This window comes from Paraburkholderia silviterrae, assembly GCF_004353915.1.
GTDB classification, from domain to species: domain Bacteria; phylum Pseudomonadota; class Gammaproteobacteria; order Burkholderiales; family Burkholderiaceae; genus Paraburkholderia; species Paraburkholderia silviterrae.
This window is the reverse complement of sequence record NZ_SMRP01000003.1, coordinates 575,953-602,669: the sequence shown is the minus strand read 5'-3', so window position 1 is coordinate 602,669 and position 26,717 is coordinate 575,953. Positions and strand designations below refer to the sequence as shown.

Below are 26,717 nucleotides of genomic sequence, written 5' to 3'. Positions count from 1 at the left end.
GCTCAATGAAGCTGCTGGTAGATCTGCTCGGCGAGCGCGTGCGAAATGCCCTCCACACTCGCCAGATCCTCCACGCTCGCGGCCATCACGCCGCGCAGGCCGCCGAAGCGCGCGAGCAGGCGCTGGCGGCGCTTGGCGCCCACCCCTTCGAGCTCTTCGAGCCGCGAAGTCTGGCGCGTCTTGCCGCGCTTCGCGCGCATGCCCGTGATGGCGAAGCGGTGCGCCTCGTCGCGGATCTGCGCGACCAGCATCAGCGCCGCACTCTCCTTGCCCAGCTCGAGCGGCGGCCGGCCATCGGCGAACACGAGGGTCTCGAGACCGACCTTGCGCCCCTCGCCCTTGGCCACGCCCACCAGCATCGCAGGGTCGAGCCCCAGCTCGACGAACACCTGGCGCGCGATCTCGACCTGGCCCTTGCCGCCGTCGATCAGCACGATGTTGGGCAGCGTGCCGCCCGCAGCGACGGGCTCCGCGCCTTCGGGAGACGCCGCGCTGTTATCGGCGGCTTCGGGCGCTTCGGGCGCTTCGGGCGCTTCGGGCGCTTCGGGCGCTTCGGGCGCGGGCAAGGTCTGCGCTGCGTCGGTTTCGTCGCGCGCCGACTGCGCGACCATCTTTTCGTAGCGGCGCGTGAGCACCTGACGCATGGCCCCGTAGTCGTCGCCGCCCGTGATGCCCGTGATGTTGTAGCGCCGATACTCGCCCGACTGCATCTTGTGATGGTGATAGACGACGCACGACGCCTGGGTCGCCTCGCCCATCGTGTGGCTGATGTCGAAGCACTCGATGCGCAGATGCGCGAGGTCGTCGAGCTCGAGCCCGAGCATCTGCGCGAGCGAGCGCGTGCGCGCCTGCTGCGAGCCCTGCTCGGAGAGCAGGCGGGCGAGCGCGAGCCGCGCGTTCTGCTCGGCCATGGCGAGCCAGGCACGCTTTTGCCCTTGCGGCTGGCGCAGCAGCGTGACCTTGTGGCCGGCCTGCTCGCTGAGCACGTCGACGAGCTCGCGGTTCGCCGGAGGATGACTCACCACCAGCACCGGCGGCACGCGGTTGCCGAAGTAGTGCTGGGCGATGAACGCGTCGAGCACTTCGGATTCGATGCCGATCTCGGGCTTGCCGCGCGCGGCCGGCTTGGCGGCCGACGCGGAGTCGGTGCCTGCGCCGCCCTCGGCGCTTTCGCCGGCATCGGCTTCCTCTTCGGCGTCGCTGCATTCGGTCCCGGCAGCCGATTCCACACCGTCCGCCCCTTGCGCCTCGTTCGCGAGATCCACCGCGAGCGCGAGCGGATCGGGCGCGGCGCCTTCATCGGCTTGCTCGCGCTCATCTCCAGCCTCATCGCCCCCTTCTTCGCTTTCATGGCCGGCGTGCGCCCCCGCCGCGGCCACCATGGCCTTGCGCGCGAGCGACGGCAGCGACTTCAGCGCCGATGCCGCCAGCACGGTCTCGCCGTCGATCTCCTCGGCGACACCGCCCTCCTCGTCGGTCAGCGCGCGCTCGACGTGCGCCGGAAAATACGCCTTGTCGCCCAGATGGCGGCCGCCGCGCACCATCGCGAGATTCACGCAGACCCGCCCGCCCAGCGCCACCACCGCGAGGATGTCGACGTCGCTCTCGCTGCCGGTCTCGATGGCCTGCTGATGCAGCACCGTCGAGAGCGAGCTCATCTGGTTGCGCACCGCCGCCGCCTGCTCGAACTTCAGCTCGGCGGCGAACGCATGCATCTTCGTCTCCAGCTCCCTCATCACCTCGTTCTGACGGCCGAGCAGGAAGCGCGAGGCGTTGCTCACGTCGCGCGCGTAATCGTCCGCGCTGATCGCGCCGACGCACGGCGCCGTGCAGCGCGCGATCTGATGCAGCAGACAGGGCCGCGTGCGGTTGTTGAACACCGAGTCTTCACAGGTGCGCAGCTGGAACACGCGCTGCAGGATCTGGATGCTCTCGCGTACCGCCGAGGCGCTCGGAAACGGCCCGAAGTACTGGTTGTTGCGATCGACCGCGCCGCGGTAGTACGCCATGCGCGGAAATTTGTGGCCTGTGAGCTTGAGGAACGGATACGACTTGTCGTCGCGAAACAGGATGTTGTAGCGCGGCGTGAGCGCCTTGATGAGATTGTTCTCGAGCAGCAGCGCCTCGGCCTCGGAGCGTGTGACCGTGGTCTCGACGCGCGCGATGCGCGTGACCATCATGGCAATGCGCGGCGAGAGCTGCGTCTTCGTGAAATAGCTCGACACGCGCTTTTTCAGGTCGCGCGCCTTCCCCACGTAGAGCACCGTGCCTTGCGCGTCGTAATAGCGATACACGCCGGGCAGATGCGGGAGCTGCGCCAAGACCTCTTTCGGGTCGAAAACGTCGGGATCGGTGGAAGCGGTCATCCAGTCTGGGGGCGTCGGGTGGCAAGCCGCGCCGCCTCTCGCGACGCCGCTGTGCGGGTGTCTTAGAATCGCAAGTTTAGATCATTCCGCGCGGGGCCGACCCCGCTGGCCCATCGGCCGGATGGCCTGCGGGCCTTGCGGCACGATGGCCTGATTGCCGTTCTCACGATTGCCGTTCTCACGATTGCGCACCTGCGCTCTTTCTGCCTCCATGCCACACAGCAAACGTCCCGCAGCAACCCGCAAACGCGACGCCGCGCAACCCACAGCCGACTCGCGCATCGCCTGCGACATCTTCTGCGCCGTGATCGACAATTTCGGCGACATCGGCGTGTGCTGGCGCCTCGCGCGCCAGCTTGTGCACGAGCACGGCTGGGAAGTGCGCCTCTTCGTCGACGACCTGCACGCTTTCCAGCGGCTTTGCCCCGCCATCGATCTCGAACGGGCCACGCAGAGCGTCGAAGATGTCGTGGTCGAGCACTGGCACGAGCCCGAGCACGCGGGCGAGACGCTGCAGATCGCCGATGTGGTGATCGAAGCGTTCGCCTGCGAGCTGCCGAGCGCCTACCTGGCCGCGATGGCGCAGCGCGAACGCACGCCCGTGTGGCTGAACCTCGAATATCTGAGCGCCGAAGACTGGGTCGCCGATTTCCATCTGCGCCCTTCGCCGCACCCGCGCTACCCGCTGCTCAAGCACTTCTTTTTCCCGGGACTGGGTCCGGGCACGGGCGGCGTGCTCAAGGAACGCGAGCTGGACGCCGCGCGCGCGGCGTTCGAGCGCTCGGCCGACGCGCGCGCGGCATGGTGGCAAAGCGCCACCGGCGGCCCGCCGCCGGGTCCGGATGCCACGGTGATCTCGCTCTTTGCGTACGAGAACCCCGCTGTCGACGCGCTGCTCGAGCAATGGCAAGACAGCCCGACGCCCATCGTGCTGCTCGTGCCGCAGGGCCGCATCTCCGGCGCGCTCGCGCGCTATTTCGGCGTCCAGTCGTTCGACGCCCACGCCTGCGCCGAACGCGGGTCGCTGCGCGCGCACGGCCTCGCCTTCACGGAGCAACGCGGCTACGACGCCCTGCTGTGGGCCAGCGACCTCAACTTCGTGCGCGGTGAAGACTCGTTCGTACGCGCGCAATGGGCGGCCCGGCCGTTCGTCTGGCAGATCTATCCGCAGGCGGACGACGCCCATCTGCCCAAGCTCGACGCGGCGCTCGAGCACTACGCACGCACGCTGGCCGAGGCGCCGCGCAACGCGCTCGCACGTTTCTGGCACGCGTGGAACGGCAACGGCGACCATGCTGCGACCGCCGGCTCCAACAGTGCGGCCAGCCTGTCCCACGAGACGTCCGCGCCTATGCCACCGCCGGTCCCCGACTGGCGCGATTTCGCGCAGCATTTGCCCGCGTTCAAGACCCGGGCGCAGGCCTGGGCGGGCGAACTGGCGCAAGCCGGCGATCTCGGCGGAAATCTAGCCGAATTCGCAAAAACTCAGTTAAAATAAGCGGTTACCCGACGGCAGCCGTCTCAAGCGCTTCGATTCCTGTGCCCCGATCATCAAGGGGACACACCATTCGACCCGCTTGCGACGTTTGCCGTCGCGCACACTTGAAGCTATTTAATATCTGGACAGGACTGTTTTTTATGAAGACCGCACAGGAACTCCGCGTCGGCAACGTCGTGATGATCGGCAACGACGCCATGGTCGTGCAGAAGGCCGAATACAACAAGTCGGGCCGCAACGCCGCCGTCGTGAAGATGAAGTTCAAGAACCTGCTGACCGGCTCGGGCATGGAAACCGTGTACAAGGCTGACGACAAGTTCGACGTCGTCGTGCTCGATCGCAAGGAAGTGACCTACTCGTACTTCGCCGACCCGATGTACGTGTTCATGGACGCCGACTACAACCAGTTCGAAGTCGAAGGCGAGATGATGGGCGACGCCCTGAACTACCTCGAAGACGGCATGCCGTGCGAAGTCGTGTTCTACAACGAGAAGGCCATCTCGGTCGAACTGCCGACCACGCTGGTGCGCGAGATCATCTACACGGAACCGGCTGTCAAGGGCGACACGTCGTCGGGCAAGGTCATGAAGCAAGCCAAGCTGACCACCGGCTTCGAGCTGCAAGTGCCGCTCTTCTGCAACATCGGCGACAAGATCGAAATCGACACGCGCACGAACGAGTACCGCAGCCGCGCGTAACGCGTTCGTCTGCATGCACTGGCCGCGTGAGTGCATCCGCAACGATCTGCAAGCGCGCAACGCCATCTCGATGCGTGGTGGATGCAAAAATAAAAGCGCCCTTCGGGGCGCTTTTTCTTTTATTCCCGAACGTGTATGTTTGTGACTCCATGGGAAATCCTTACCGGTTATTCAGGTGCGCAAATCAGGCGCGCCTCGCAGCGGTAAGGCACAGCACCCATGGCATGGTTTCTGCTGGTTCAATTTCGAGATACATCTCGCAATGGGGCAACCCGCGAGCATTGCTCTTCTTTGAACCAGGAGCGACACAATGAATAACGACATCGCTGCAGGCAAGTGGAAGCAGTTGTTGGGCAAGGCCAAGACCGCCTGGGGCAAGCTCACGGACGATGAGCTTGCGAAAGTCGAAGGGCGGGCCGAACGCCTCGTCGGCTTGATCCAGGAACGTTACGGCAAGACGCGTGATGAGGCCGAACGTGAGGTGCGGCGCTGGCTCGGGACGCACGGGCCTCGCCACTGACCGATCGGCTCACGACGCGGCTCGCTTCGCCCTTGAACGAGGCAGCTTGCATGCAGCATGGGGGTAGTACGGCTTGAGCGTGACGCAGCGCGGCGCGGCAAGCCCGCGCGGCACGCGACGCAGCGCGACGGTGACGTTGGGGCAAGACAGATCCGCGCGGGCAGATGCCCCGCGGGCGCCGCCCGAACAGGCGCACCGTCTCGCAGTCGGCACAGGCCGACGAACTGCTGTGCGCCAGCCGCCAATCTGAGAGGACCGGAACTGAACACTATGCTTCGAGACACCTTGGTGATCTCGGTGAAAATCTCCGTATCGTGCCGCGCCGCGGCGCGCCGCATCGTCGCGCCTGCCGGCCGGTCTGACTGCCGCCGGCCGGGCAGCGCCCACGCGAGCGCGCCTGCCCGGCGCACCTGCGTTCATCCGTAAGCCGCATTCAGCCATGCCACACGCCCTGATTGTCGAAGACGATCCCAACAGCCTGTCCGGCCTTTCGGCCATCCTGGCTGCTGACGGTTTTTCCGTCGATACCGCCGCCACGCTGGCCGACGCGCGCGCCGCACTCACGCGCTTCATTCCCGACGTTGTGCTCGTCGACCTGAACCTGCCCGACGGCAGCGGCCTGGAGCTGCTGCCCCTACTGCCTGCCCAGCCCCCCGGGGGCGCGCTGCCCGTGATCGTGATGACCGGCAACGCGACCGTCGAGAGCGCGATCGAGGGCCTGCGCCATGGCATCTGGGACTACCTGCTCAAGCCCGTCAACATTCCGCGCCTGCGCAGCCTGCTCGCGCGCATTCCGCGCCCGTACGAGCTCACCGAGGAAGTCCGGATGCTGCGCGCGACGCTGCGCGAACTGGGCCGCTTCGGCCCGATGGTTGGCCGCAGCAACGCGATCCAGCACGTCTACGACGCACTCGAGCAGCTCGCGCCCACCGAATCGGCGATTCTCGTGCACGGCGAGGCCGGCACCGGCAAGGAAGTGGCGGCGCGCACGCTGCATCAGCTGAGCCGCCGGCGCAAGGGGCCGTTCGTCGTCTGCGACGTGCGCGCGCTCACGGCCGAAGCCGCCAGCGGGCGGCCCATCGCGAGCCAGCTCTTCGGCCACGAGCGCGGTGCGTTCAGCGGTGCCGAGCAGCGCGAGCCCGGCCTCGTCGATCAGGCGAGCGGCGGCACGCTGTTCGTCGACGAGCTCACCGAACTGCCGCGCGCCCAACAGGAAGCGCTCCTGCGCGCGCTCGACTCGCAGACCTTCATGCGAGTGGGCGGCAATAGCGAAGTGGGCACCGATTTCCGCCTCATCGCGGCCACGCGCGCGGTGCCGCGCGATGCGGTCCGGCAAGGCATGCTGCACGAGGAGCTGTGGATGCGCCTCGACGCCGCGTCGGTCCAGTTGCCGGCACTGCGCGATCGCGAAGAAGACGCAGCACTGCTCGCCGCGGCGCGCGTCGACGAGCTCAATCTCGAGGCCCATGCGCGCGGCCTCACCGGCACGACGCGGCTGGTCTCGCCCTCGTTCGTGCGCGAGTGCCTCGCCTACGACTGGCCCGGCAACGTGCGCGAGCTGCAGGAGCGCGTGGAGCGCGCGTGGCATGCGTCCGGCGAAATCCTCGAAAGCTTGCACGCCGAAGAAACCAGCGGCGCCACGCCGCGCGAAGTCAACGGCGGCCGCGTGCAGGTCACGGTCGGCACGCCGCTCGCCGATGTCGAGGAGATGCTGATCCGCGCCACGCTCGACGCCGTGGGCGGCACGCGCCACCGCGCCGCGTCGCTCCTCGGCATCAGTCCGAAGACGCTCTACAACAAGCTCCAGCGCATGCGGCTGAACTGACGCCCCACCCCGTCTCTTGCGCATGAAAAAACGGCGGTCCTTCGAATTCGAAGGACCGCCGTTTCGATTTTTTGGGCCGTGTGCGCACGCGATGTAACGTAACGCGTAACGCCCGAGCGGCGCCGGCGTTCAGGGGAGCACGGTACGCAGCAGCGCCTGTGCGGACAGATACGCGGGATCGGCCACGAGCTTTTCCCAGCGCAGCGCCTTGCCGCGCGGACGCAGCCGCCTGATGCGCCTGGCCGACGCCTGCGCGGCGCGCGTGGGCTCGGCGGTGCGCAACGCGTCGAGCACCTTCTCCGCCTCGTGCGGCTGATTGCAGATCAGCACCATGTCGCAGCCCGCTTCGAGCGCCGCGCGTGCGCCCTCGGTCAGCGTGCCGCCCTGGCGCGCGGCCTCCATCGAGAGATCGTCGCTGAAGACGGCGCCCGTGAAGCGCAAGCGCTCGCGCAAAATCTCCTGCACCCAGACGCGCGAGAAGCCGGCCGGCTTCGAGTCGACCTTTGGATAGATCACATGGCCCGGCATGGCCGCCGTGAGCGAGAGGCCGAGCCAGTCATAAGGCTGCGCGTCCTCGCCGAGGATCGATTCGAGCGGACGCTCGTCCACCGGCACCGCAACGTGCGAGTCGGCCGTGGCAAAACCGTGACCCGGGAAATGCTTGCCGCAGTTCGCCATGCCCGCGAGTGCGAGACCGTGGTTCAGGCTCTTGGCGAGCAGCGTGACGACGCGCGGGTCGCGATGGAACGCGCGGTCGCCCACCACCTTCGACTGACCGTAGCCCAGATCGAGCACGGGCGTGAAGCTCAGGTCGATGCCGCACGCACGCAGCTCGCTCGCGAGGATATAGCCGACCGACGTGGCCAGCTTGGTGGCGAGCAGCACGTCCTTGTCCCACAGCGCGCCGATGCGCCCCATCGCGGGCAGCACCGTGAAGCCGTCGGTGCGAAAGCGCTGCACGCGGCCGCCCTCGTGGTCGACTGCGATCAGCAGGTCCTCGCGCACCGCGCGGATGGCGTCCGTGAGCGCGACAAGCTGCGCGCGGTTCTCGTAGTGGCGCGCGAACAGGATCACACCACCGGTTGAGGGATGCGCGAGGCGGCGCACGTCGTCGTCGTTGAGCGTCGTGCCGACCACGTCGAGCATGACCGGTCCGGGAATTCTCTTCATCGATCTGGCGTTGAATGGGCGTTGATTTTACGTAACGGCCGCCGCGCGCAACGTCTCCTGCGCGCGACCGGATGGAAATCAGCGAGTGGGCTGGCCGGTTTCGGCGATCACGAACGAGACGGCATAGTCCTGCTCGTCGGTGATCGACACTTGCGTGGTGATGCCGCGCGCCTCGAGCCATTGCGCGAGCTCGCCCGAGGCCACCATGTACGGCTTGCCGCCGGGCGCGTTGAGCGTCTGCACGCCACGCCAGGTCATCGGCATGCGGATGCCGAGGCCGATGGCCTTCGAGAACGCTTCCTTCGCGGAAAAGCGCGTGCACAGGTACGCGAGCCCGCGCTTCTCGGAGCGCGCCTTGCGCGCTTCGTAGACCGCGAGCTCGTCAGGGCCGAGCACGCGCGCCGCAAAGCGCCCGCCGGTGCGCTCCATGACTGCCGCGACGCGGCTCACCTGGATGATGTCGGTACCGATACCGTAGATCGCCATGCGTTCCTCGTCGCCGGGTGGGTCAGGCGTGCGTCGCGGCAAGACGCGCCGCAACCATGATCGCCTTCATCTCGCGCACCGCGTTCTCCCAGCCCGCGAAGATCGCATGCGCGACGATCGCGTGGCCGATGTTGAGCTCGTGAATGCCGTCGATCGCGGCGATCTGCTGCACGTTCGTGTAGTGCAGCCCGTGGCCCGCGTTCACCCTCAGCCCGAGGCCGATGCCGCAGTTCACGCCGAGCACCACGCGCTCGAACTCGCGCTGCTGCTCGGCGGCCTCGTGCGCTTCGGCATAGCGGCCCGTGTGCAGCTCGATCACGGGCGCGCCGGTTTCGTGCGCGGCGCGAATCTGCGTCTCGTCCGGGTCGATGAAGAGCGACACTCGGATGCCCGCATCGGCAAGCTGCCGGCAAGCGCCTGCAACGGCGTCGAACTGCCCCGCCACGTCGAGGCCGCCTTCGGTTGTCAGCTCCGCGCGCTTCTCGGGCACGAGGCAGACGTCCTGCGGCTTGATCTCGCACGCGATATCGAGCATCTCGGCCGTGACCGCGCATTCGAGATTCATGCGCGTTTTGAGCAGCGGGCGCAGCTTGCGCACGTCGGCGTCGACGATATGACGGCGATCCTCGCGCAGGTGCAGCGTGATGACGTCGGCGCCCGCCTCTTCGGCAAGCAGTGCCGCGCGGATCGGATCGGGATAGGCCGTGCCGCGCGCGTTGCGCAGCGTGGCGACGTGGTCGATGTTGACGCCGAGGTCGATCACGTTAGGCGAAGTGAGGAAGAAGCTCATAGATTCTGCAAGTCGATCAGGATCTGGCGCGTCGCAAGCGGCGTGCCGCCAAGGTAAGTGTGCAACAGGAAACGCATCAGCGCCTTGCTCTGCGCGACGGTCTGGGGGCGATGGTAATCGTCCTCTTCCATGTCGAGCAACGTCTGGCCGGAAAGCACGGGCCATTGCGCCGGCCATTCGTCGGAGGCCTCGCGCACGCCGCGCTCGGGATCGAACACGTAGCGCCCCTCGGCCACCACGGCCTTGCGGTTCACCGTGCGGTTGAGCGCGAGCGCGTAGCCGGTCTCGCGCAGCAGCACGCGCTCGAACGAACGCAGCACCTGCACGGGCGGCTCGTCGTGCGCGAGACGCGTCATCGTCACGACATAGTGGCGAAACAGCGGTGGATGCGGGTCTTCACGCGCGCAGAACTTCACGAGCAGTTCGTTCACGTAGAAGCCACAGAGCAGCGCGTCACCGGCGAGCGGCAGCATGCCGCCCACCCATTCGGCGCCGGTGAGCGTGCGCACTTCGCCCTTGCCTGTCCACGAGAGCGTGAGCGGCTGGAAGGTCTGCAGCACGCCGCGCAGCGCCGAGTGCGGCCGCTTGGCGCCCTTCGCGACGAGCGCGACGCGGCCGTGATCGCGCGTGAGCACATCGATGATGAGGCTGGTTTCGCGCCAGGGATAGCTGTGCAGCACGAACGCGGGCTGTTCGGCGACGCGATAGTCGGGCGTCGCGCTGCGCGGCGCACGCGGCAGTGTCGAGCGCGCGGTGGTCTTGCGCGGTGTGCTCGACGTCGGGGCGCGCTCGAGCGTGGCGTCGGCGCCTTCGGTCAAGTCGCTGCCTGGCGCAGACGACTTTGCGCGCCGGCTGCGCGACGGCCTGGCCGTGCCGCGCGCACGAGCGCCAGCGGGCGACTCGAAGTCGGCGTCGTCGGCGTTCATGCCAGCGTCGGGCGCGGGCCGGTCGTCGTTCAGGGTTCCGGCTGCGCCGTCACTCATCCTGGCACTCGTAGCGGGTCACTCGTAACCGTAAGCGCGCAGGCCGGCCTCGTTGTCGGCCCAGCCGCTCTTCACCTTCACGAAGGTTTCGAGATAGACCGGACCGTCGAACAACTTTTCCATGTCGAGGCGCGCCTCGGTGCTGATCTGCTTGAGCTTGGCGCCCTTCTGGCCGATCACCATGGCCTTCTGGGTGTCGCGCTCGACGAGGATCGTCGCGAAGATGCGGCGCAAGCGCCCTTCCTGCTCGAACTTGTCGATTAGCACGGTGCTCGTGTACGGGAGCTCGTCACCGGTCCAGCGGAACACCTTCTCGCGCAGGATCTCGGCGGCGAGAAAACGCTCGCTGCGATCGGTCAGGTCGTCTTCGCCGTAGATCGGCTCGCCTTCGGGCAGATACGGCTTGAGCGTTTCGAGCAGGCGCTTGATGTCGTCGGGATTGTTGGCCGAGAGCGGAATGATCTCGCGGAACTCGCGCAGCTTCTGCACTTCCTGGATGAACGGATAGAGCGTGGCCTTGTCGCTCACGCGGTCGATCTTGTTCGCGATCAGGATCGTGGGCGCGTTCGGCGGAATCAGATCGAGCACCTTCTGGTCGTCGGGACCGAACTTGCCGGCCTCGATCACGAATAGCACGGCATCGACGGAACTGAGCGTCGAGGTGACGGCGCGGTTCAGCGACCGGTTGAGCGCAGTGCTGTGGCGCGTCTGAAAACCGGGCGTGTCGACGAAGATGTACTGCGCGTCGTCGACCGTGTTGATGCCGGTGATGCGATGGCGCGTGGTCTGCGCCTTGCGCGACGTGATGCTGATCTTCTGGCCGACGAGTGCGTTCATCAGCGTGGACTTGCCGACGTTCGGACGGCCGACGATCGCGACCATGCCGCAGCGGAAACCGGCAGGAGTGGAAGTGGGAGCGTTCATGATCGGACCGGAATATGAGAGCGGCGCGCGCACGATTGAAACGGCGCGCGCACGGGTTGAATCAGTGGCCGGCATCCGCGGCGCGCACGGGGACCGCTACGTCCGCTTCGGCGCTGGCGCCCGCGGAGGAGCCGGACGATGCGCTGCTGGACAGCGCGCCCGGCGACGCGTCGTCGCCTGCGCCTGCGCCTGCGCCGGTCGTGCCGCTTGTGCTGCTTGTGCCATTACTGGCCGTACCGTGCTGTCCGCCGTTCTGTGGATCGCGGCCGCGCGCCGAACGCGGCGCGATCGACCCGGCGGACGGCACGGAGTCGAATTTATCGGCAGGCTTTTCGGCGTGCTTGTCCGCGGCGGCGCGCTCGGCTTTTTCGGTGGGTTTTTCCGGGGCTTTTTCGCCGCCCTTCTCCACGCCACGCTCCTGCACGTGCGCCGCGCGGATCACCGCGAGCGGCGCCGCCAGGACGGCGGCGGCGATGCGCTCGCCCGCCTCGTCGCCTGCCGCAACGCTATGGTGTGCACCGGCAGCCGGGCGCTCGCCGCGCGCACGGCGCTCCGGGGTGCGCAGATCGAGCGCGCCCTGCACGCCCGTCACGCCGGGCACAACCTCGGGCTCGATCTTGGGCGCGCGTGCGCCCTTCGAGCGGCGCGGCTTGGCGACCAGCGCGGGCGCGGCGGCCATCACCTCGTCGAGCGCCTTCTTCGCGGCGGCCTGCTCTGCCGCGCGGCGGCTCGCCCCCGAACCCGACACCTTCACGTCGAGCTTGGGCACCGTGCATTCGACCTCGAACTGCTGATTGTGCGCCGCACCATGCGTGGCGACGACGGTATAGGTCGGCAGCGCGATCTTGTGCCCCTGCAAGTACTCCTGCAGCAGCGTCTTGGAATCCTTGCCGAGCGTGCGCGGATCGATGTGGTCGAGGATCGGTATGTAGAGGCGCTTGATGACCGTCTGGGCGGCGTCGAAGCCGCCGTCGAGGAAGATCGCGCCGAAGATGGCTTCGAGCGCGTCCGCGAGGATCGAAGGGCGGCGAAAGCCGCCGCTGCGCAACTCGCCTTCACCGAGCCGCAGGCCGTCGGCGATATTGAGGGCCTGAGCAATCTCGTAGAGGGACTGCTGCTTGACCAGATTCGCGCGCACGCGCGAGAGATCGCCTTCGTCCAGCTTGCCAAAACGTTGGAACAATAGGGCCGCCACCGCGCAATTCAGAACCGAATCACCGAGGAATTCGAGGCGTTCGTTATGCGTGGCACTGTGACTGCGGTGGGTCAAAGCCTGGCGCAACAATTCCGCATTGCGAAATTCGTAGCGCAAACGGCTTTCCAACGGAGATAGGGGCATGGGGAGAGTATAACGCGCCCGCCGCCCCCGGCGAAAACGCGGGGCGGCGGGCGAAAAACCGTGATGAAGCGACGTTACCGGTGGTTCTTCAAGTAGCGTGCGAAGATGCGCTGCGAATTACACACATGGACACGCATGCATACGCATGCTTTGTGCGATGCCTCGCGTGGCATCTTCGCGATGCATCGCATGCGATTCGCGCACAGACCTCTCGCACGAATCGCGCGTACATCGAACCCGCCTTACTCGAACGGACCGATGCGCTTCAGATTGCTGAAGTTCATCCAGATGAAGAACGCGCGGCCGACGATGTTGGCGTCGGGCACGAAGCCCCAATAGCGGCTGTCCGCGCTGTTGTCGCGGTTGTCGCCCATCATGAAGTAATGGCCCGGCGGCACCTTGCAGATCACGCCGCGTGCGTTGTACTGGCAGTTGTCGCGATACGGATAATCTTCGGCGCCCACGATGAACGGCGGCACCGCAGGGTTGTTGAGGATGTTGTTCTTGCGGTCGCCGAGGTCTTCGGTGAACTGCTTCGCGTAGCCGATGCGCTCTTCGTCGAAGTAATCGGCTTGCGGCGCCTCGGGCACCGGCTTGCCGTTGATCGTGAGCTGCTTGTCCTGATACGCAACCACGTCGCCCGGCAGGCCGATCACGCGCTTGATGTAGTCGACCGACTCGTCCTTCGGATAGCGGAACACCACCACATCGCCGCGCTCGAGCGGACGGCCCTGGGTGACCTTCGTGTTCGTGATCGGCAGGCGCAGACCGTAGTCGAACTTGTTCACGAGGATGAAGTCGCCCACGAGGAGCGTGGGCACCATCGAGCCCGACGGAATCTTGAACGGCTCCACCACGAACGAGCGCACGAGGAACACGATCAGGATGACGGGAAAAAAGCTCGCCGTATATTCGAGCCACCACGGCTGGCGCAGCTTTTCGTTGCGCAGGTTCTGACGCGTCACGGGCGCGTTCTCATCGGCGAAGCGCTCACCCACGCGCGCCTGCTGCCGGTCGAACTCGGCGACGGCCGCATCGGCGGCGAGGCGCCGGCGCGGCATGAAAACCAGCTTGTCTGCAACCCACGCGATACCCGTCAAAACGACGAGCACAAAAAGAATCAGCGCAAAATTCATGTAGAGGTCCGTTGTTCTGGCTTATTTGTCTTCGACACGGAGAATCGCGAGGAATGCTTCTTGCGGAATTTCGACAGAGCCAACCTGCTTCATCCGCTTCTTGCCTTCCTTCTGCTTCTCGAGAAGCTTCTTCTTACGCGAGATGTCACCGCCATAGCACTTGGCCAGCACGTTCTTGCGCAGCGCCTTGATGTTCTCGCGTGCGATGATGTGCGCGCCAATGGCCGCCTGGATCGCCACGTCGTACATCTGGCGCGGAATGATCTCTCGCATCTTCGCCGCCACTTCGCGGCCGCGGTATAGCGATTGCGTGCGGTGCACGATGACGGACAGCGCATCGACTTTGTCGCCGTTGATCAGCATGTCGACCTTCACGACGTCCGAACTGCGGTATTCCTTGAACTCGTAGTCCATCGACGCGTAACCGCGCGAGACCGACTTCAGGCGATCGAAGAAGTCGAGCACGATTTCCGCCATCGGGATTTCGTAGGTGAGCTGCACCTGGCGGCCGTGGTACTGCATGTTGATCTGGTTGCCACGCTTCTGCGTACAGAGCGTGATGACCGAACCCACATAGTCCTGCGGCATGTACAGGTTCACGGTCACGATCGGCTCGCGGATCTCGGCAATCTTCGAGGGCTCCGGCATCTTCGCCGGGTTCTCGACCTTGATCAGGGTGCCGTCGGCCTGCACGACTTCGTACACCACGGTGGGCGCCGTGGTGATGAGATCCATGTCGAACTCGCGCTCGAGACGCTCCTGCACGATCTCCATGTGCAGAAGACCGAGGAAGCCGCAGCGGAAACCGAAGCCGAGCGCCTGCGAGACTTCGGGCTCGTACTGGAGCGAAGCATCGTTGAGCTTGAGCTTTTCAAGCGATTCGCGCAGCGCGTCGTACTGGTTCGCCTCGACCGGATAAAGGCCCGCGAACACCTGTGGCTTCACTTCCTTGAAGCCCGGCAGGGGTTCCGGCGCCGGCTTGGTCACGTGCGTGACGGTGTCGCCCACCTTGGTGGCGGCGAGCTCCTTGATGCCCGCGATGATGAAGCCCACCTGCCCCGCCGAGAGCTGGTCGAGGTTGCGCGACTTCGGCGAGAACACGCCCACGTGCTCGACCGGGTACTGCGCGCCGGTGGCCATCAGCTTGATCTTGTCCTTCGGACGCAACGTGCCGTTGACGATACGCACGAGCATCACCACACCCACGTAGTTGTCGAACCACGAGTCGATGATGAGCGCCTGCAGCGGCGCTTGCGTATCGCCCTTGGGCGGCGGCACCTTGGCGATGAGCGCCTCGAGCACGTCTTCCACGCCGAGGCCGGTCTTCGCGCTGCAGAGCGTCGCGTCGGTGGCGTCGATGCCGATCACGTCCTCGATCTCGGCGATGGCGTTTTCGGGGTTCGCCGCGGGCAGGTCGATCTTGTTGAGCACCGGCACGACTTCGACGCCAAGCTCGATCGCGGTGTAGCAGTTGGCCACCGTCTGCGCCTCGACGCCCTGGCTTGCGTCCACCACGAGCAGCGCGCCCTCGCACGCGGAGAGCGAGCGGCTCACTTCGTACGAGAAGTCGACGTGCCCCGGCGTGTCGATCAGGTTCAGGTTATAGACCTGGCCGTCACGCGCCTTGTACGAGAGCGCAGCGGTCTGCGCCTTGATCGTGATGCCGCGCTCGCGCTCGAGATCCATCGAGTCGAGCACCTGCGATTCCATTTCACGGTCGGACAGGCCGCCACACAACTGGATGATGCGATCGGCGAGCGTCGACTTGCCATGGTCGATGTGCGCAATGATCGAGAAGTTACGAATATGATCCATTCAGTACCGATCAAGCGAAAAAGGCGCGCCCCAACACTTGCTGGGCACGCCTCGTAAATAGATGAAAAACCGCAGTATTTTAGCTGAAAAGGGGTCCCACGGGCGAACCGTCCTGTGATGTAACGGATGTGCATGCCGCGAGGCCGCCTCGCACGGGATGCCGGGTGGGCGTTTCACGCATTGCGCGACGGAGGCGGCAGCACGCTCTACGCACCCGGCGCTGCGGCGCTCAAGCCCAGCGCCGCGCGCACGCGCGCCTCGTCGAGCCGGTAATGGCACAGCTCGACGCCATCGCAGGCCAGCACCGGCACGAGCTCATCGTAGCGCGCCTGCAGCGCGGGGTCGGAATCGACATCGATCACCTCGATGTTCGCCCCCGCCGCCGCGGCCAGCGGCGCAAGCGCCGCGCGCATGTCCTCGCATAGATGGCACCACGCGCGGCCGTAAAGGATGAGATGCGCGCCCGCGCGCGGTTCAGTGGCGCTCGATGTCCGCGCAGGGGCGCTCATCGTGCTTACTTCTGCCCCGAATTGCGCGGGCGCAGCGGCACGAACTGCGTGTTTTCGCCCCGGCGCACGAGGATCGCCACCATCTTCTGCGGGTCCAGGCGCGACGCGACATCCTGGAACTGCTTCGCACTGGTGATGTCGGTGTCGCCCACGCGCAGGATGATGTCGCCCTTCTGCAAACCGGCGCGCGCGGCCGGGCCGTCCACCGAATCCACCATCACGCCGCCCTTGATCTTGAGCTGGCTCAGCTGGTCAGCGGAAAGGTCCGTCACCGAAAGGCCCAGTGCATTCGACGGGCGCGGCTTGGGCTCCGGCGCCTTCTTCTGGTCGGCCTTCGCGCTCTTGTCCGACTGCATCTCGGCAATCGTGATCGGCAGATCGCGTGTCGAGCCCTTGCGCCAGATCGTGACGGTCGCTTTGGTGCCCGGTTTGGTGTCGCCCACCATGCGCGGCAGGTCGGTGGCCGCGTCGACCGTCTGGCCGTTGAACTTCTGGATGATGTCGCCGGGCTGGATGCCCGCCTTGTCGGCCGGGCCGCCCGGCTCGACGCTCGACACCAGCGCGCCCTGCGCCTTCGGCAGACCGAGCGAATCGGCCACATCCTTGGTCACCTCGCCGATAGCCACGGCAATACGACCGCGCGTGACCTTGCCCGTGGCTTTCAGTTGATCGGCCACGCGCATCGCCTCGTCGATCGGAATCGCGAACGAGATGCCCATGAAGCCGCCGGTACGGCTATAGATCTGCGAGTTGATGCCGATCACCTCGCCCTGCATGTTGATGAGCGGGCCGCCCGAGTTGCCGGGATTCACGGCCACGTCGGTCTGGATGAACGGCAGATAGTCGCCCGTGTCGCGGCCCTTCGCGCTCACGATGCCGGCGGTCACGGTGTTCTCGAGCCCGAACGGCGAGCCGATCGCCACGACCCACTCGCCCACGCGCACCTTGTTCGAGTCCCCGATCGTGATGGCCGGCAGGTTGTTGGCCTGGATCTTCACGACTGCCACGTCGGTGCGGTCGTCCACGCCGATCAGCTTGGCCTTGAACTCGCGCTTGTCGGTGAGCGTGACGTAAATGCTGTCCGCGTCGTCGACCACGTGTGCGTTGGTCATCACGTAGCCGTCGCTCGTCATGATGAAACCCGAACCCACGCCACTGCTCTGTTCGGTGTCGTTGCCGCTGTCCGGCCCGGAGTCCTGTCCTCCGCCTTGACTGCCGCCCTGACCACCGCCTTGACCGCCGCGCGGCGACTGGTCGCCGCCTTGTGGTCCCTGAGGTCCCTGCGGCAAGGGGATGCCAAAGAAGCGGCGGAAAAATTCCGACATGTCGCCATTGTCCATCCCCGGCGGCAGCCCGCGCTGCGAGAGCGTCACGCGCGTGGTGGTGCGAATGTTGACGACCGAGGGCCCAACCTTGTCCACGAGATCGGTGAAGTCTGGCAGATTGGCGGCAGGCGCCGCCGATGCCGTGTGCGGGGCGAACGGCAGGCACGCCGCCACCACCGCGGCCGCGAAGAATTTGCGCAGCGGGAGGATCGTCATATCGAAATCGGCCGTAGCGTAGAAGTTACTTGGGAGCCTTGTATTCTATGGCAGACGCGAATTGCTGCAACGTGGTCTGGGGCACCTCGCCGAGCAAGGTGATCCAGTAATCCCCACTGCGCTTCACGAGCACGTGGGTCGCGCCGCTGCTACCCGAGCCTTCCTTGCGGCTATTGTGCTCGACTGGCTCGACAAAGACGGAGATGGCCGACAGTCCATCGGAGAACACGGCCTGATCGACGGGAATGGGCGGATCGTTGGCGTCACGCGCGGCCATCGGGCGGCGCAGTTCGCGGATCTTGCGAAAGCCCGGCACGGTCTGCGCGAAGGTCCAGCCCTGGGCCTCCATGTCGACCGGTTGCAACGGCGGACGCACGACCGTCCAGCCGGCGGTGTTGCCGATGTTACGTATAGCGGCGGCGATCGGCGCCTTGTCCACCGGCACGCCGATGCTCACCTGCGTGAAGGAGAGCTGCTGGAGCACCTGGCCATTCGATGGGTCGAGCGTCTGCGCACGCAGCAACAGACCCGTCTTCGCGTCGGCCCACAGCTTGTAGGCGAAGCGGTAGGCGTCCTTCGGATCGAGTTCGATCACCTGGCTGTCGATGCCGGCCACGCGGTCGTTGCCGAGCATCTTGGGATCGTAGACGGCGAGCACCTGTTCGCCGCTCGTGGAAAGCAGCGCCGGGAAAGCTTCCTTGTTCTGGCGCTTTTCGACGACGCACAGCTTGCGCTCGGGCACGAACGTGTAGAGATCGTCGTTATGGCGCAGCATCTTGCGCGGCTTGCCATCGAGGCTTTCGAGCTGCTCGTATTCGCCGTCGTTCTTCGTGGCGTAGTGCGTGATGCGCGAGGACTGCACGAACGCCCCGCGCTGATAGACGAAGGTGCCCGTGTAGTTCAGTTGCTGTGCGGCTTGCTGAATGCGGTCGAGCCACTGCGCGGCGCTCTGGCGCGTGGCCGGGTCGGCGGCCGACGCGCCTTGCGCGTGTGCGTGCGTGGCGGCAGACAGAGCGGTGAACATTACGGCCGCACAGCACAGAAGTGCCGGCAGCCGCCCCCAGAATGTCGTTTTATTCAACCGCGCTATCTGCATCAGACTTATTGGCCTTGCGTGGTAAGGGCGGCGGAGCGGATGAACGGCATCGAATCCGACATGACCGGTTGCTGCGCGAACTGCTGGTGCGCCTCGAGATACTCGTCCAGCCGCGCGTCGCGGATGATGTTGCCGTCTTGCACGGCAGCCGTCTGCACCGGTGCCGTATTCATGGCCACACGCTGGACGTGGTCGCCGGCGGACTGCACCGATGCGATCTGCGGCGCGCCGGCCATGCCGACGCCGCGCATCTGCGGCATGACGATCCACGTGAGCGTGGCGGCAGCGGCGGCCACGGCCAGTGACGGCACGACGCGGCGGCGCAACGCAAGGATGCGCGAGACGCGGCCGTTATGCGCGGCGGCCTGGCCCGACGCGGCGGGCAACGCCGCTGGCGCCAGCACGTGCGGCTCGGCCTCGAAGCGTGCTGCGAAGCCCGCCATGAACGACTGGCTCGCGGCCGGGCTCATCGCCAGGTCGTCGGAGCGCAGCACGTCGCCGATCAGGTGATAGCTCGACCAGGCCATGCGGCCTTCTTGTGCGAGCCCAGAAAAAATAGCGTTCAGATGCTGTTCATCGCCGGCCATTTCGCCGTCGACGAAGGCGGACAGTTGCTCGCCGCGCGAGCTTGACACCGATTGCATCGAAACCGACCCCATGATGCTCCCCATTTCCTTACAGAGCCCCGTAGTGACACACACCCACATCCTGGTGAATTGCGTCCGTGCCCGGCGCGAGGCTGGCGTGTTACCAGCGCTTGCCTTCCGGTGTGTCCAGCAGCGGACGCAATTTTGCCGCAATGGCTTCGCGAGCGCGGAAAATTCTCGATCTGACGGTGCCGATCGGGCAACCCATCATTTCGGCAATTTCCTCGTAGCTCAAACCCTCAATTTCACGAAGAGTAATGGCGGTGCGCAACTCTTCCGGTAAAACCGCCATCGCAGCATTGACCGTCTCTGCGATCTGCTTGCTCATCAACATCGACTCTGGCGTGTTGATATCCCTTAGTTGATCGGCGTCCGAGAAAGTTTCAGCTTCTTCAGCATCTGCTTCGGTAGATGTAGGGGCGCGTCTTCCCTGGGTCGCAAGGTAGTTCTTCGCCGTATTGACGGCAATTCGGTACAACCACGTATAGAAAGCGGATTCGCCACGAAACTGCGGCAATGCCCGATACGCCTTGATGAAGGCATCCTGGGCCACGTCCTCGACCTCCGCGGGATCCCGCACGAGGCGCGAGATCAGGCGGATGATCTTGCGGTGGTACTTGGAGACCAGCAGCTCGAACGCGGCCTTGTCGCCTTTTTGCACGCGTTCGACCAGCACCTGGTCGATTTCTTTTTCGCTCACCTGAAAAATCCGTTAGCTCATGGAAGTGGACGCGGGGGCACCATTGTAGCGTTACCGCCACGGTGCCACGTTACGCGCGTAACAGCCGTTACAGTCGTTACAGCGCTCTGGCAGGCGCAGGACGTCATTAGATGGGGACGGCGAGGCGAAAGACAATGCGGGCGATGCCGGCAATGGGGGGAAATGCGGGTTCGCGAAGCGCCGCGCAGGCACCTCGGCGCAATGGCGCTTAACGGCCGGAAGCGCTGCGGGCGCTCACGGCGAGAATGCGGAACGTCTCGGCGTCGAGGGAATCGGCGGCCACGAGCAACGTCTTGCGGCGCCCGCCCGCTTCCACCACGAGCACGAGCAAAGCGGCACCCCACTGCGCAGCGCCGGCGAGACGCCCATCGACGAGGCTCGCACCGGTGCGCGCAATGGCGGCGAAGCGATCGGTCCCGATTTCGATGAAAGCGGGCTGCGCACGGCGCCATGCCTGGAAAGCGAGCAGCCCGGCCGCGCCCAGCGCGAGCGTCGGCGGCAATGCGCGCCATACGCCAAGCCAGGGAGAGAGCGTCGTAAAAAATGCAGCAGCGGCAATCAGGACGCCCGCGAGAAGCAGCGCCTGCAGCGCCCGTGACGGGCGCAGGGCAACGCGCGGCACATGGATGCGCCGCGCGTCGGAAAGGGTGTTGCGGCCGGCCGGCGAGTGCAACTGCGCCGGCGCGGCCGCTGTGTCGCGCGTGGCGATCACGTTCGGCTCACATGCCGCTTAACGGTGGCTCAAGCGTGACGCTTGAAAACCAGCGTGCCGTTCGTGCCGCCGAAGCCGAACGAGTTCTTCAGCGCGACGTCGATCTTCATGTCCCGCGCGGTGTTCGCGCAGTAGTCCAGGTCGCATGCCGGATCCTGGTTGAAGATGTTGATCGTCGGCGGCGACACCTGGTTGTGCACGGCGAGCACCGTGAACACCGATTCCAGGCCGCCCGCGCCGCCCAGCAGGTGGCCGGTCATCGACTTGGTGGAGTTCACGACGATGTCCTTCGCGTGGTCGCCGAACGCGCGCTTGATCGCAGTGGTTTCCGCGATATCGCCGAGCGGCGTCGACGTGCCGTGCGCGTTGACCCAGTCCACTTCGGTCGGGTTCACGCCCGCGTTGCGCATCGCGTACTGCATGCAGCGGCGCGCGCCGTCGCCGTCTTCGAGCGGTGCGGTCATGTGATACGCATCGCCGCTCATGCCGTAGCCCGTGACTTCCGCGTAGATCTTCGCACCGCGCTTCTTCGCGTGCTCGTACTCTTCGAGGACCATCACGCCGGCGCCCTCACCCAGCACGAAGCCGTCGCGGTCCTTGTCCCACGGGCGGCTCGCCGTCGCCGGGTCGTCGTTGCGCTGCGAGAGCGCGCGCGCCGCCGCGAAGCCGCCGATGCCGAGCGGCGAGACGGTCGATTCCGCGCCGCCCGCGATCATCACGTCGGCGTCGCCGTACTCGATCAGGCGCGAGGCCTCGCCGATGCAGTGCAGGCCGGTCGTGCAGGCCGTGACCATCGAGAGATTCGGGCCCTTGATGCCGTACTTGATCGACAGGTGGCCGGAGATCATGTTGATGATCGAGGCCGGCACGAAGAACGGCGAAATACGGCGCGGACCGCGGTTGAGCAACTCGGTCTGCGTGACTTCGATCATCGGCAGGCCACCGATGCCCGAGCCCACCACGACACCCACGCGCTCGGCATTCTCTTCGGTGATCTCGAAGCCGCTGTCCTGCATCGCCTGGATACCCGCAGCAATGCCGTAATGGATGAACGTATCCATGTGACGCGCTTCTTTCGCCGGCATGTAATCTTCGACGTTGAAACCTTTCACTTCACCGGCAAAGCGGGTCGAGAAGTTCGTAGCGTCGAACTTCGTGATGTTGGCGATGCCGGACTTCCCGGCGACCAGATTGGCCCACCCGTCGGCAACATTATTGCCAACAGGCGAAATCAGCCCCAGGCCTGTAACAACAACTCGACGGCGGCTCACGGTAACCCCTTTTCCATAGATGACAAAACAAAAGCCACAGAGGCCACAGGAAATGCTCCTGTGAGCCCTGTGGCTAGTTGACCGGCAGATGTCCCGCAGCAGGTGCGGGGCGTTCGCGGTTTCACGGGCAAGCGTCCTCGCGGGCCGCTAGCGTGCAACTTGCGTGCGCGCGCCGGCCCGGGCAGGAAGTTGGCGCTTAGGCCTTGACGTTCGCGCGAGCGTAGTCGATCGCTTGCTGAACCGTCGTGATCTTCTCGGCTTCCTCGTCCGGGATTTCCATGCCGAATTCGTCTTCGAGGGCCATCACCAGTTCCACGGTGTCGAGCGAGTCTGCGCCCAGATCGTTCACGAACGAAGCTTCGTTCTTGATTTCAGCTTCGGCGACGCCCAGTTGCTCGGCGACGATCTTCTTGACGCGCTGTTCGATGTTGTCCATTACCCCTCCAAGGGAAAAAAGTTAGCTCATAAATGCGAGTGCGCGCATTTTATCAGGTTTGACCTGGCAGAAAAGCGGCGCTCGCGGTTCCGGAACGGCTATTCGCGAGAGCGCCTGGCGAGGTTATTCACACAGGCGCATCAAGGCGCGGATAGTACCTGAATCCGGTTAAGACATATACATCCCGCCATTCACGTGCAACGTAGTGCCCGTGATATAGCCTGCCTGCGGCGAGGCGAGAAAGACGACCGCGTGAGCGATGTCTTCCGGGCTGCCAAGGCGTCCCAGCGGGATCTGCTGCTTGAGCGCCGTCTGCTGCTCGGCGGGCAGATCCTTGGTCATGTCGGTGTCGATGAAGCCCGGCGCCACGCAGTTCACGGTGATGCCGCGGCTGCCGATCTCGCGCGCGAGCGCGCGCGTCATGCCCGCGACGCCGGCCTTGGCCGCCGCGTAGTTGGCCTGGCCCGGGTTGCCCGACGAGCCGACCACCGAGGTAATGTTGATGATGCGGCCGCTGCGCGCCTTCATCATCGGACGCAGCACGGCGCGCGAGAGGCGGAACACCGACTTCAGGTTGGTGTCGATCACGGCGTCCCACTCGTCGTCCTTCATGCGCATCGCCAGGTTGTCCTGCGTGATGCCCGCATTGTTGACGAGGATCGCGAGGCCGCCGAACTCCTTGACCGTCGCGTCGATGAGCGCTTCGGCCGCAGCCGCGTCGTTGACGTTGAGGACCGCGCCGCGGCCCTTCACACCGGCTGCTTCGAAAGCCGCGGTGATGGCCTGCGCGCCGGCTTCGCTCGTTGCCGTGCCGATCACCGTCGCGCCCTGGCGCGCCAGTTCGAGCGCGATCGCCCGGCCGATGCCGCGCGATGCGCCGGTGACGATCGCGGCTTGATTGTCGAGAGTCTTTTCCATCGTTCGAATCCGTTGCGTTTGATGCTTTTCGATGCTGCGGCTTAGGCTTTGAGAAGCGCGAGCGCTTCCTCGAGCGACTTCGGATCGGCCACCGAGGCGCCGGCCAGGTTGCCGTCGATACGCTTGGTGAGGCCCGCAAGCACCTTGCCGGGACCGCATTCGATCACGTGCGTCGCGCCCTGAGCGGCAATCGCCTTCACGCACTCGACCCAGCGCACCGGGCCCGCGGCCTGACGCACGAGCGCGTCGCGGATCTTTGCGGGATCGGTTTCGAAGGCCACGTCGACATTGTTCACGACCGGGATCTGCGGTGCGTTGAGCGTGACGCTCGCGAGATACTCGCGCAGCTGGTCCGATGCGGGCTTGAGCAGCGACGAGTGGAACGGCGCGGAAACCGGCAGCGGCAGCGCGCGCTTGGCGCCCTTGCCCTTGGCGATCTCGCAGGCCTTCTCGACCGCGCCCTTATGGCCCGCGATCACGACCTGCGCCGGCGCGTTGAAGTTCACCGCTTCGACCACGCCGCCGCTCGCGGCAGCCGCTTCGGTACAGACGGCGCGCACAGTGTCGTCGTCGAGGCCAAGCACGGCGGCCATGCCGCCCTCGCCCACCGGCACCGCACTTTGCATCGCCTGCGCGCGGAAGCGCACGAGCGGCACGGCGTCGCGGAACGCGAGCACGCCTGCGGCAACGAGCGCCGTGTATTCGCCGAGGCTATGGCCCGCGACGATTGCCGGGGCCGGGCCGCCCGCCGCTTGCCACGCGCGATAGACGGCGCAGGCGGCGGTGAGCATGACCGGCTGGGTGTTGGTGGTGAGATTGAGCTCGTCGGCGGGGCCTTCGGCGATCAACTTGCCGAGGTCCTGGTTGAGCGCATCGGACGCTTCCTTGAGCGTCTCGCGCACGATGGCGTTATCGCCAAAGGCGTCGAGCATGCCGACGGCTTGCGAGCCTTGTCCGGGAAAAACGAACGCGAATTTCATAACGTCCCCAATATTCGATCAAAACAGATGGGCGATGCGCTCCGATTTACCGCTTTCGGGCCGCGCGCGTCGCACGCGCGTCCACTCAATGCGGGAGCGCAAAAGCCCATTCCAGGGTCGGGTCAGAAGCGGATGACGGAGGCGCCCCAGGTAAAGCCGCCGCCGACGCCTTCGATCAGCACGTTCTGGCCGCGCTTGATGCGGCCGTCGCGCACTGCGACGTCGAATGCGAGCGGAATCGAAGCCGCCGAGGTATTGCCGTGCTCGCCCACGGTGACCACCATGCGCTCGGCAGGCAGGCCGAGCTTGCGGCAGGTGCCCTGCATGATGCGGATGTTGGCCTGGTGCGGGATCAGCCAGTCGATCTGGTCGGCGGTGAGCTGCGCCTTTTCGAGCGCCTCGATCGCGACCTTCTCGAGCACGTTCACGGCGAGCTTGAACACGGCCTGGCCGTCCATATGCAGGAACGCGTTACCGGCGATCACGCCGCCGTTCACGTTGCCCGGCGTACAGAGAATGTGCGCGTAGCTGCCGTCGGCGTGCAGCGCGCTCGAGAGCACGCCCGGTTCGTCGGAAGCCTGCATCACGATCGCGCCCGCGCCGTCGCCGAACAGCACGCAGGTCGTGCGGTCCTTGAAGTCGAGAATGCGCGAGAAGGTTTCCGCGCCCACCACGAGCGCCGTCTTGTGCTGGCCGCTGCGAATCAGGCTGTCGGCGACCGAAACGGCGTAAGCGAAACCCGAGCACACGGCCTGCACGTCGAACGCCGCGCCGTGATTGCGGATGCCGAGCTTATTCTGCAGCAAGCAGGCAGTGCTCGGAAACACGAAATCGGGCGTGGAAGTGGCGACAATGATGAGATCGATCGATTGCGGGTCGACGTCGGCAGCGGCGATCGCGCGCTGCGAAGCCGCGAGCGAGAGATCGCTGGTCGTGACGTCGGGGGCCGCGAAGTGGCGCGCGTGAATGCCCGTGCGGGCGACGATCCACTCGTCGCTCGTCTCGACGCCTTGCGCGGCAAGCCGCTCGGCCAGATCCTGATTGGTGACGCGCTCAGGCGGAAGAAAACTGCCCGTGCCGAGCACGCGGGAATAGAGAGTCGATTGAGCCATTATGCCTTCGAGGATGATGCGGCGCCGGGCGGCAGACCGCCCGCCGTCTGACCGGGTGAGCTCGCGGATGGACCCGCGGACGGCTCCTCGGGAGCCCTTGCGGCGGTACTGTTCTGGCCGCCGGCCGCCTGTTCGAGTGAACTGGCGTTTTCTTCCATGGCGCGCGCGAGACGCTCCAGCACACCATTTTTGACGGCATCATACCCGCGTTTGATCGCCCACTCAAACGCATAGGCGTCGGCAGAGCCATGGCTCTTGAAGACGAGGCTCTTCAGGCCGAGCAGCGCGGCGCCGTTGTACTGGCGGTGATCGACGCGCTTTTTGAAACGCATGAGCACCGGCAGCGCGGTGATCGCCATGAGCTTCGTGAGCCACGAGCGGCCGAACTCTTCCTTGATCATGTCATTGAGCATCTGCGCGAGGCCCTCCGACGTTTTCAGCGCGACATTCCCAACGAAACCGTCGCAGACGATGACGTCGACGGTGCCCTTGTAAATGTCATTGCCTTCCACGTTGCCGCGGAAGTTCAGCGTGCTCGCGCGCAGCAATTCGCCCGCGCGCTTGATGATCTCGTTGCCCTTGATGACTTCTTCGCCGATATTCAGGAGCCCGATGGTCGGGCGCTCCTTGCCCTCGAGCGCGGCAACAAGGGCGTGGCCCATCTCGGCGAATTGCAGCAGGTGCTGAGGTTCGCAGTCGACGTTCGCGCCGAGGTCGAGCATCGTCGTGTAGCCACGCGCGTTGGGCAGCGCGAACGCGATGGCCGGCCTCTCGATGCCGGGCAGCGTCTTGAGCACGTATCGCGAGACGGCCATGAGCGCGCCGGTGTTGCCGGCCGAGACGCAAGCCTGCGCCTCGCCCTCTTTCACGCGATTGAGCGCGACGCGCATCGACGAGTCTTTCTTCTTGCGAAGGGCGACTTCGACCGGATCGTCCATTTCGACGACCTCGGTGGCGGGAACGACTGAAAGTGCGGGGAGGTCCAGCGCCTTCAGCTTCTTGAGCTGGGCGCGGATCGCCGTCTCGATGCCCACCAGTTGCAGTCGCGCGTCGGGATGCGAGCGGACGAAATTGACTGCGGCAGGCACCGTTACGGACGGACCGTGGTCGCCTCCCATGCAATCTATCGTGAGCGTAACAGTCATGGAATGCGACGGATTTCAGGCACAAAAAAGCGGCAGATGAATGCCGCCTTTTTTGCCGAGCCGAAAAATTGTCAAGCGA

Annotated in this window: 25 protein-coding genes; 4 read left to right on the top strand and 21 right to left on the bottom strand. The window is 65.6% G+C overall.

Annotation, left to right across the window (positions count from 1 at the left end):
• Nucleotides 1–2 precede the first annotated feature (2 nt).
• Nucleotides 3–2,366, bottom strand: coding sequence for an excinuclease ABC subunit UvrC (gene uvrC, locus EYW47_RS10220; protein WP_133194719.1), 2,364 nt, complete (start codon nucleotides 2,364–2,366; stop codon nucleotides 3–5).
• A 211-nt stretch (nucleotides 2,367–2,577) separates the two neighbouring features.
• On the opposite strand from uvrC, the gene earP reads away from it, so the two are divergent.
• From earP to EYW47_RS10200, 4 genes are all read left to right on the top strand, one after another.
• On the top strand, nucleotides 2,578–3,864 hold the full coding sequence (gene earP / locus EYW47_RS10215) for an elongation factor P maturation arginine rhamnosyltransferase EarP (protein WP_133194718.1): 1,287 nt from the start codon (nucleotides 2,578–2,580) through the stop codon (nucleotides 3,862–3,864).
• 140 nt (nucleotides 3,865–4,004) lie between these two features.
• Entirely contained in the window at nucleotides 4,005–4,562 is a 558-nt protein-coding gene (gene efp, locus EYW47_RS10210) for an elongation factor P (RefSeq protein ID WP_133194717.1), read from the top strand.
• Nucleotides 4,563–4,872: 310 nt separating this feature from the next.
• Entirely contained in the window at nucleotides 4,873–5,082 is a 210-nt protein-coding gene (locus tag EYW47_RS10205; RefSeq protein ID WP_133194716.1) for a CsbD family protein, read from the top strand.
• 439 nt (nucleotides 5,083–5,521) lie between these two features.
• Nucleotides 5,522–6,907 carry a sigma-54-dependent transcriptional regulator gene (locus EYW47_RS10200; protein ID WP_133194715.1) on the top strand — a complete coding sequence of 462 codons (1,386 nt, stop codon included), beginning with the start codon at nucleotides 5,522–5,524 and terminating at the stop codon, nucleotides 6,905–6,907.
• Nucleotides 6,908–7,036: 129 nt separating this feature from the next.
• Here EYW47_RS10200 and nagZ read toward each other — a convergent pair whose 3' ends face one another.
• The 20 genes from nagZ to plsX form a co-directional block, all read right to left on the bottom strand.
• Nucleotides 7,037–8,077 carry a beta-N-acetylhexosaminidase gene (gene nagZ / locus EYW47_RS10195; RefSeq protein ID WP_133194714.1) on the bottom strand — a complete coding sequence of 347 codons (1,041 nt, stop codon included), beginning with the start codon at nucleotides 8,075–8,077 and terminating at the stop codon, nucleotides 7,037–7,039.
• A gap of 78 nt (nucleotides 8,078–8,155) precedes the next feature.
• The gene (gene acpS / locus EYW47_RS10190; protein WP_133194713.1) at nucleotides 8,156–8,563 is read right to left on the bottom strand and encodes a holo-ACP synthase; all 408 of its coding nucleotides are present in this window, start codon (nucleotides 8,561–8,563) and stop codon (nucleotides 8,156–8,158) included.
• Between the two features lie 22 nt (nucleotides 8,564–8,585).
• On the bottom strand, nucleotides 8,586–9,353 hold the full coding sequence (gene pdxJ / locus EYW47_RS10185; RefSeq protein WP_133194712.1) for a pyridoxine 5'-phosphate synthase: 768 nt from the start codon (nucleotides 9,351–9,353) through the stop codon (nucleotides 8,586–8,588).
• Nucleotides 9,350–10,279 carry a DNA repair protein RecO gene (gene recO, locus EYW47_RS10180; protein WP_133194779.1) on the bottom strand — a complete coding sequence of 310 codons (930 nt, stop codon included), beginning with the start codon at nucleotides 10,277–10,279 and terminating at the stop codon, nucleotides 9,350–9,352. Before recO ends, pdxJ begins: the two co-directional genes overlap by 4 nt.
• Before the next feature lie 75 nt (nucleotides 10,280–10,354).
• Nucleotides 10,355–11,260 carry a GTPase Era gene (era, locus tag EYW47_RS10175; protein ID WP_133194711.1) on the bottom strand — a complete coding sequence of 302 codons (906 nt, stop codon included), beginning with the start codon at nucleotides 11,258–11,260 and terminating at the stop codon, nucleotides 10,355–10,357.
• Nucleotides 11,261–11,321: 61 nt separating this feature from the next.
• Nucleotides 11,322–12,599: a ribonuclease III gene (gene rnc / locus EYW47_RS10170; RefSeq protein ID WP_133194710.1), complete on the bottom strand. Its 1,278-nt coding sequence runs from the start codon at nucleotides 12,597–12,599 to the stop codon at nucleotides 11,322–11,324.
• A gap of 242 nt (nucleotides 12,600–12,841) precedes the next feature.
• Nucleotides 12,842–13,735: a signal peptidase I gene (gene lepB / locus EYW47_RS10165; RefSeq protein ID WP_133194709.1), complete on the bottom strand. Its 894-nt coding sequence runs from the start codon at nucleotides 13,733–13,735 to the stop codon at nucleotides 12,842–12,844.
• 21 nt (nucleotides 13,736–13,756) lie between these two features.
• The gene (gene lepA / locus EYW47_RS10160; protein WP_133194708.1) at nucleotides 13,757–15,550 is read right to left on the bottom strand and encodes a translation elongation factor 4; all 1,794 of its coding nucleotides are present in this window, start codon (nucleotides 15,548–15,550) and stop codon (nucleotides 13,757–13,759) included.
• A 206-nt stretch (nucleotides 15,551–15,756) separates the two neighbouring features.
• Entirely contained in the window at nucleotides 15,757–16,059 is a 303-nt protein-coding gene (locus tag EYW47_RS10155; RefSeq protein WP_133194707.1) for a glutaredoxin family protein, read from the bottom strand.
• A 5-nt stretch (nucleotides 16,060–16,064) separates the two neighbouring features.
• Nucleotides 16,065–17,600, bottom strand: a complete 1,536-nt coding sequence (locus tag EYW47_RS10150; RefSeq protein ID WP_133194706.1) for a DegQ family serine endoprotease — start codon at nucleotides 17,598–17,600, stop codon at nucleotides 16,065–16,067.
• A 25-nt stretch (nucleotides 17,601–17,625) separates the two neighbouring features.
• Nucleotides 17,626–18,696: a MucB/RseB C-terminal domain-containing protein gene (locus EYW47_RS10145; RefSeq protein WP_133194705.1), complete on the bottom strand. Its 1,071-nt coding sequence runs from the start codon at nucleotides 18,694–18,696 to the stop codon at nucleotides 17,626–17,628.
• Nucleotides 18,697–18,701: 5 nt separating this feature from the next.
• Nucleotides 18,702–19,355 (bottom strand): sigma-E factor negative regulatory protein, encoded by a 654-nt coding sequence (locus EYW47_RS10140; RefSeq protein WP_133194704.1) that lies wholly within the window; start codon nucleotides 19,353–19,355, stop codon nucleotides 18,702–18,704.
• Between the two features lie 88 nt (nucleotides 19,356–19,443).
• Nucleotides 19,444–20,043, bottom strand: a complete 600-nt coding sequence (rpoE, locus tag EYW47_RS10135) for an RNA polymerase sigma factor RpoE (RefSeq protein ID WP_028215987.1) — start codon at nucleotides 20,041–20,043, stop codon at nucleotides 19,444–19,446.
• Nucleotides 20,044–20,272: 229 nt separating this feature from the next.
• Nucleotides 20,273–20,776, bottom strand: coding sequence for a protein YgfX (locus EYW47_RS10130; protein ID WP_240763623.1), 504 nt, complete (start codon nucleotides 20,774–20,776; stop codon nucleotides 20,273–20,275).
• A 29-nt stretch (nucleotides 20,777–20,805) separates the two neighbouring features.
• Nucleotides 20,806–22,047, bottom strand: coding sequence for a beta-ketoacyl-ACP synthase II (gene fabF / locus EYW47_RS10125; protein WP_133194703.1), 1,242 nt, complete (start codon nucleotides 22,045–22,047; stop codon nucleotides 20,806–20,808).
• A 196-nt stretch (nucleotides 22,048–22,243) separates the two neighbouring features.
• Nucleotides 22,244–22,483 carry an acyl carrier protein gene (acpP, locus tag EYW47_RS10120; RefSeq protein ID WP_004197638.1) on the bottom strand — a complete coding sequence of 80 codons (240 nt, stop codon included), beginning with the start codon at nucleotides 22,481–22,483 and terminating at the stop codon, nucleotides 22,244–22,246.
• Between the two features lie 168 nt (nucleotides 22,484–22,651).
• The gene (gene fabG / locus EYW47_RS10115; RefSeq protein WP_133194702.1) at nucleotides 22,652–23,401 is read right to left on the bottom strand and encodes a 3-oxoacyl-ACP reductase FabG; all 750 of its coding nucleotides are present in this window, start codon (nucleotides 23,399–23,401) and stop codon (nucleotides 22,652–22,654) included.
• A gap of 41 nt (nucleotides 23,402–23,442) precedes the next feature.
• Nucleotides 23,443–24,381, bottom strand: a complete 939-nt coding sequence (fabD, locus tag EYW47_RS10110; RefSeq protein WP_133194701.1) for an ACP S-malonyltransferase — start codon at nucleotides 24,379–24,381, stop codon at nucleotides 23,443–23,445.
• Nucleotides 24,382–24,503: 122 nt separating this feature from the next.
• Nucleotides 24,504–25,493 (bottom strand): beta-ketoacyl-ACP synthase III, encoded by a 990-nt coding sequence (locus EYW47_RS10105; protein WP_133194700.1) that lies wholly within the window; start codon nucleotides 25,491–25,493, stop codon nucleotides 24,504–24,506.
• Nucleotides 25,493–26,638: a phosphate acyltransferase PlsX gene (plsX, locus tag EYW47_RS10100; RefSeq protein WP_133194699.1), complete on the bottom strand. Its 1,146-nt coding sequence runs from the start codon at nucleotides 26,636–26,638 to the stop codon at nucleotides 25,493–25,495. Before plsX ends, EYW47_RS10105 begins: the two co-directional genes overlap by 1 nt.
• Between the last annotated feature and the right edge of the window lie 79 nt (nucleotides 26,639–26,717).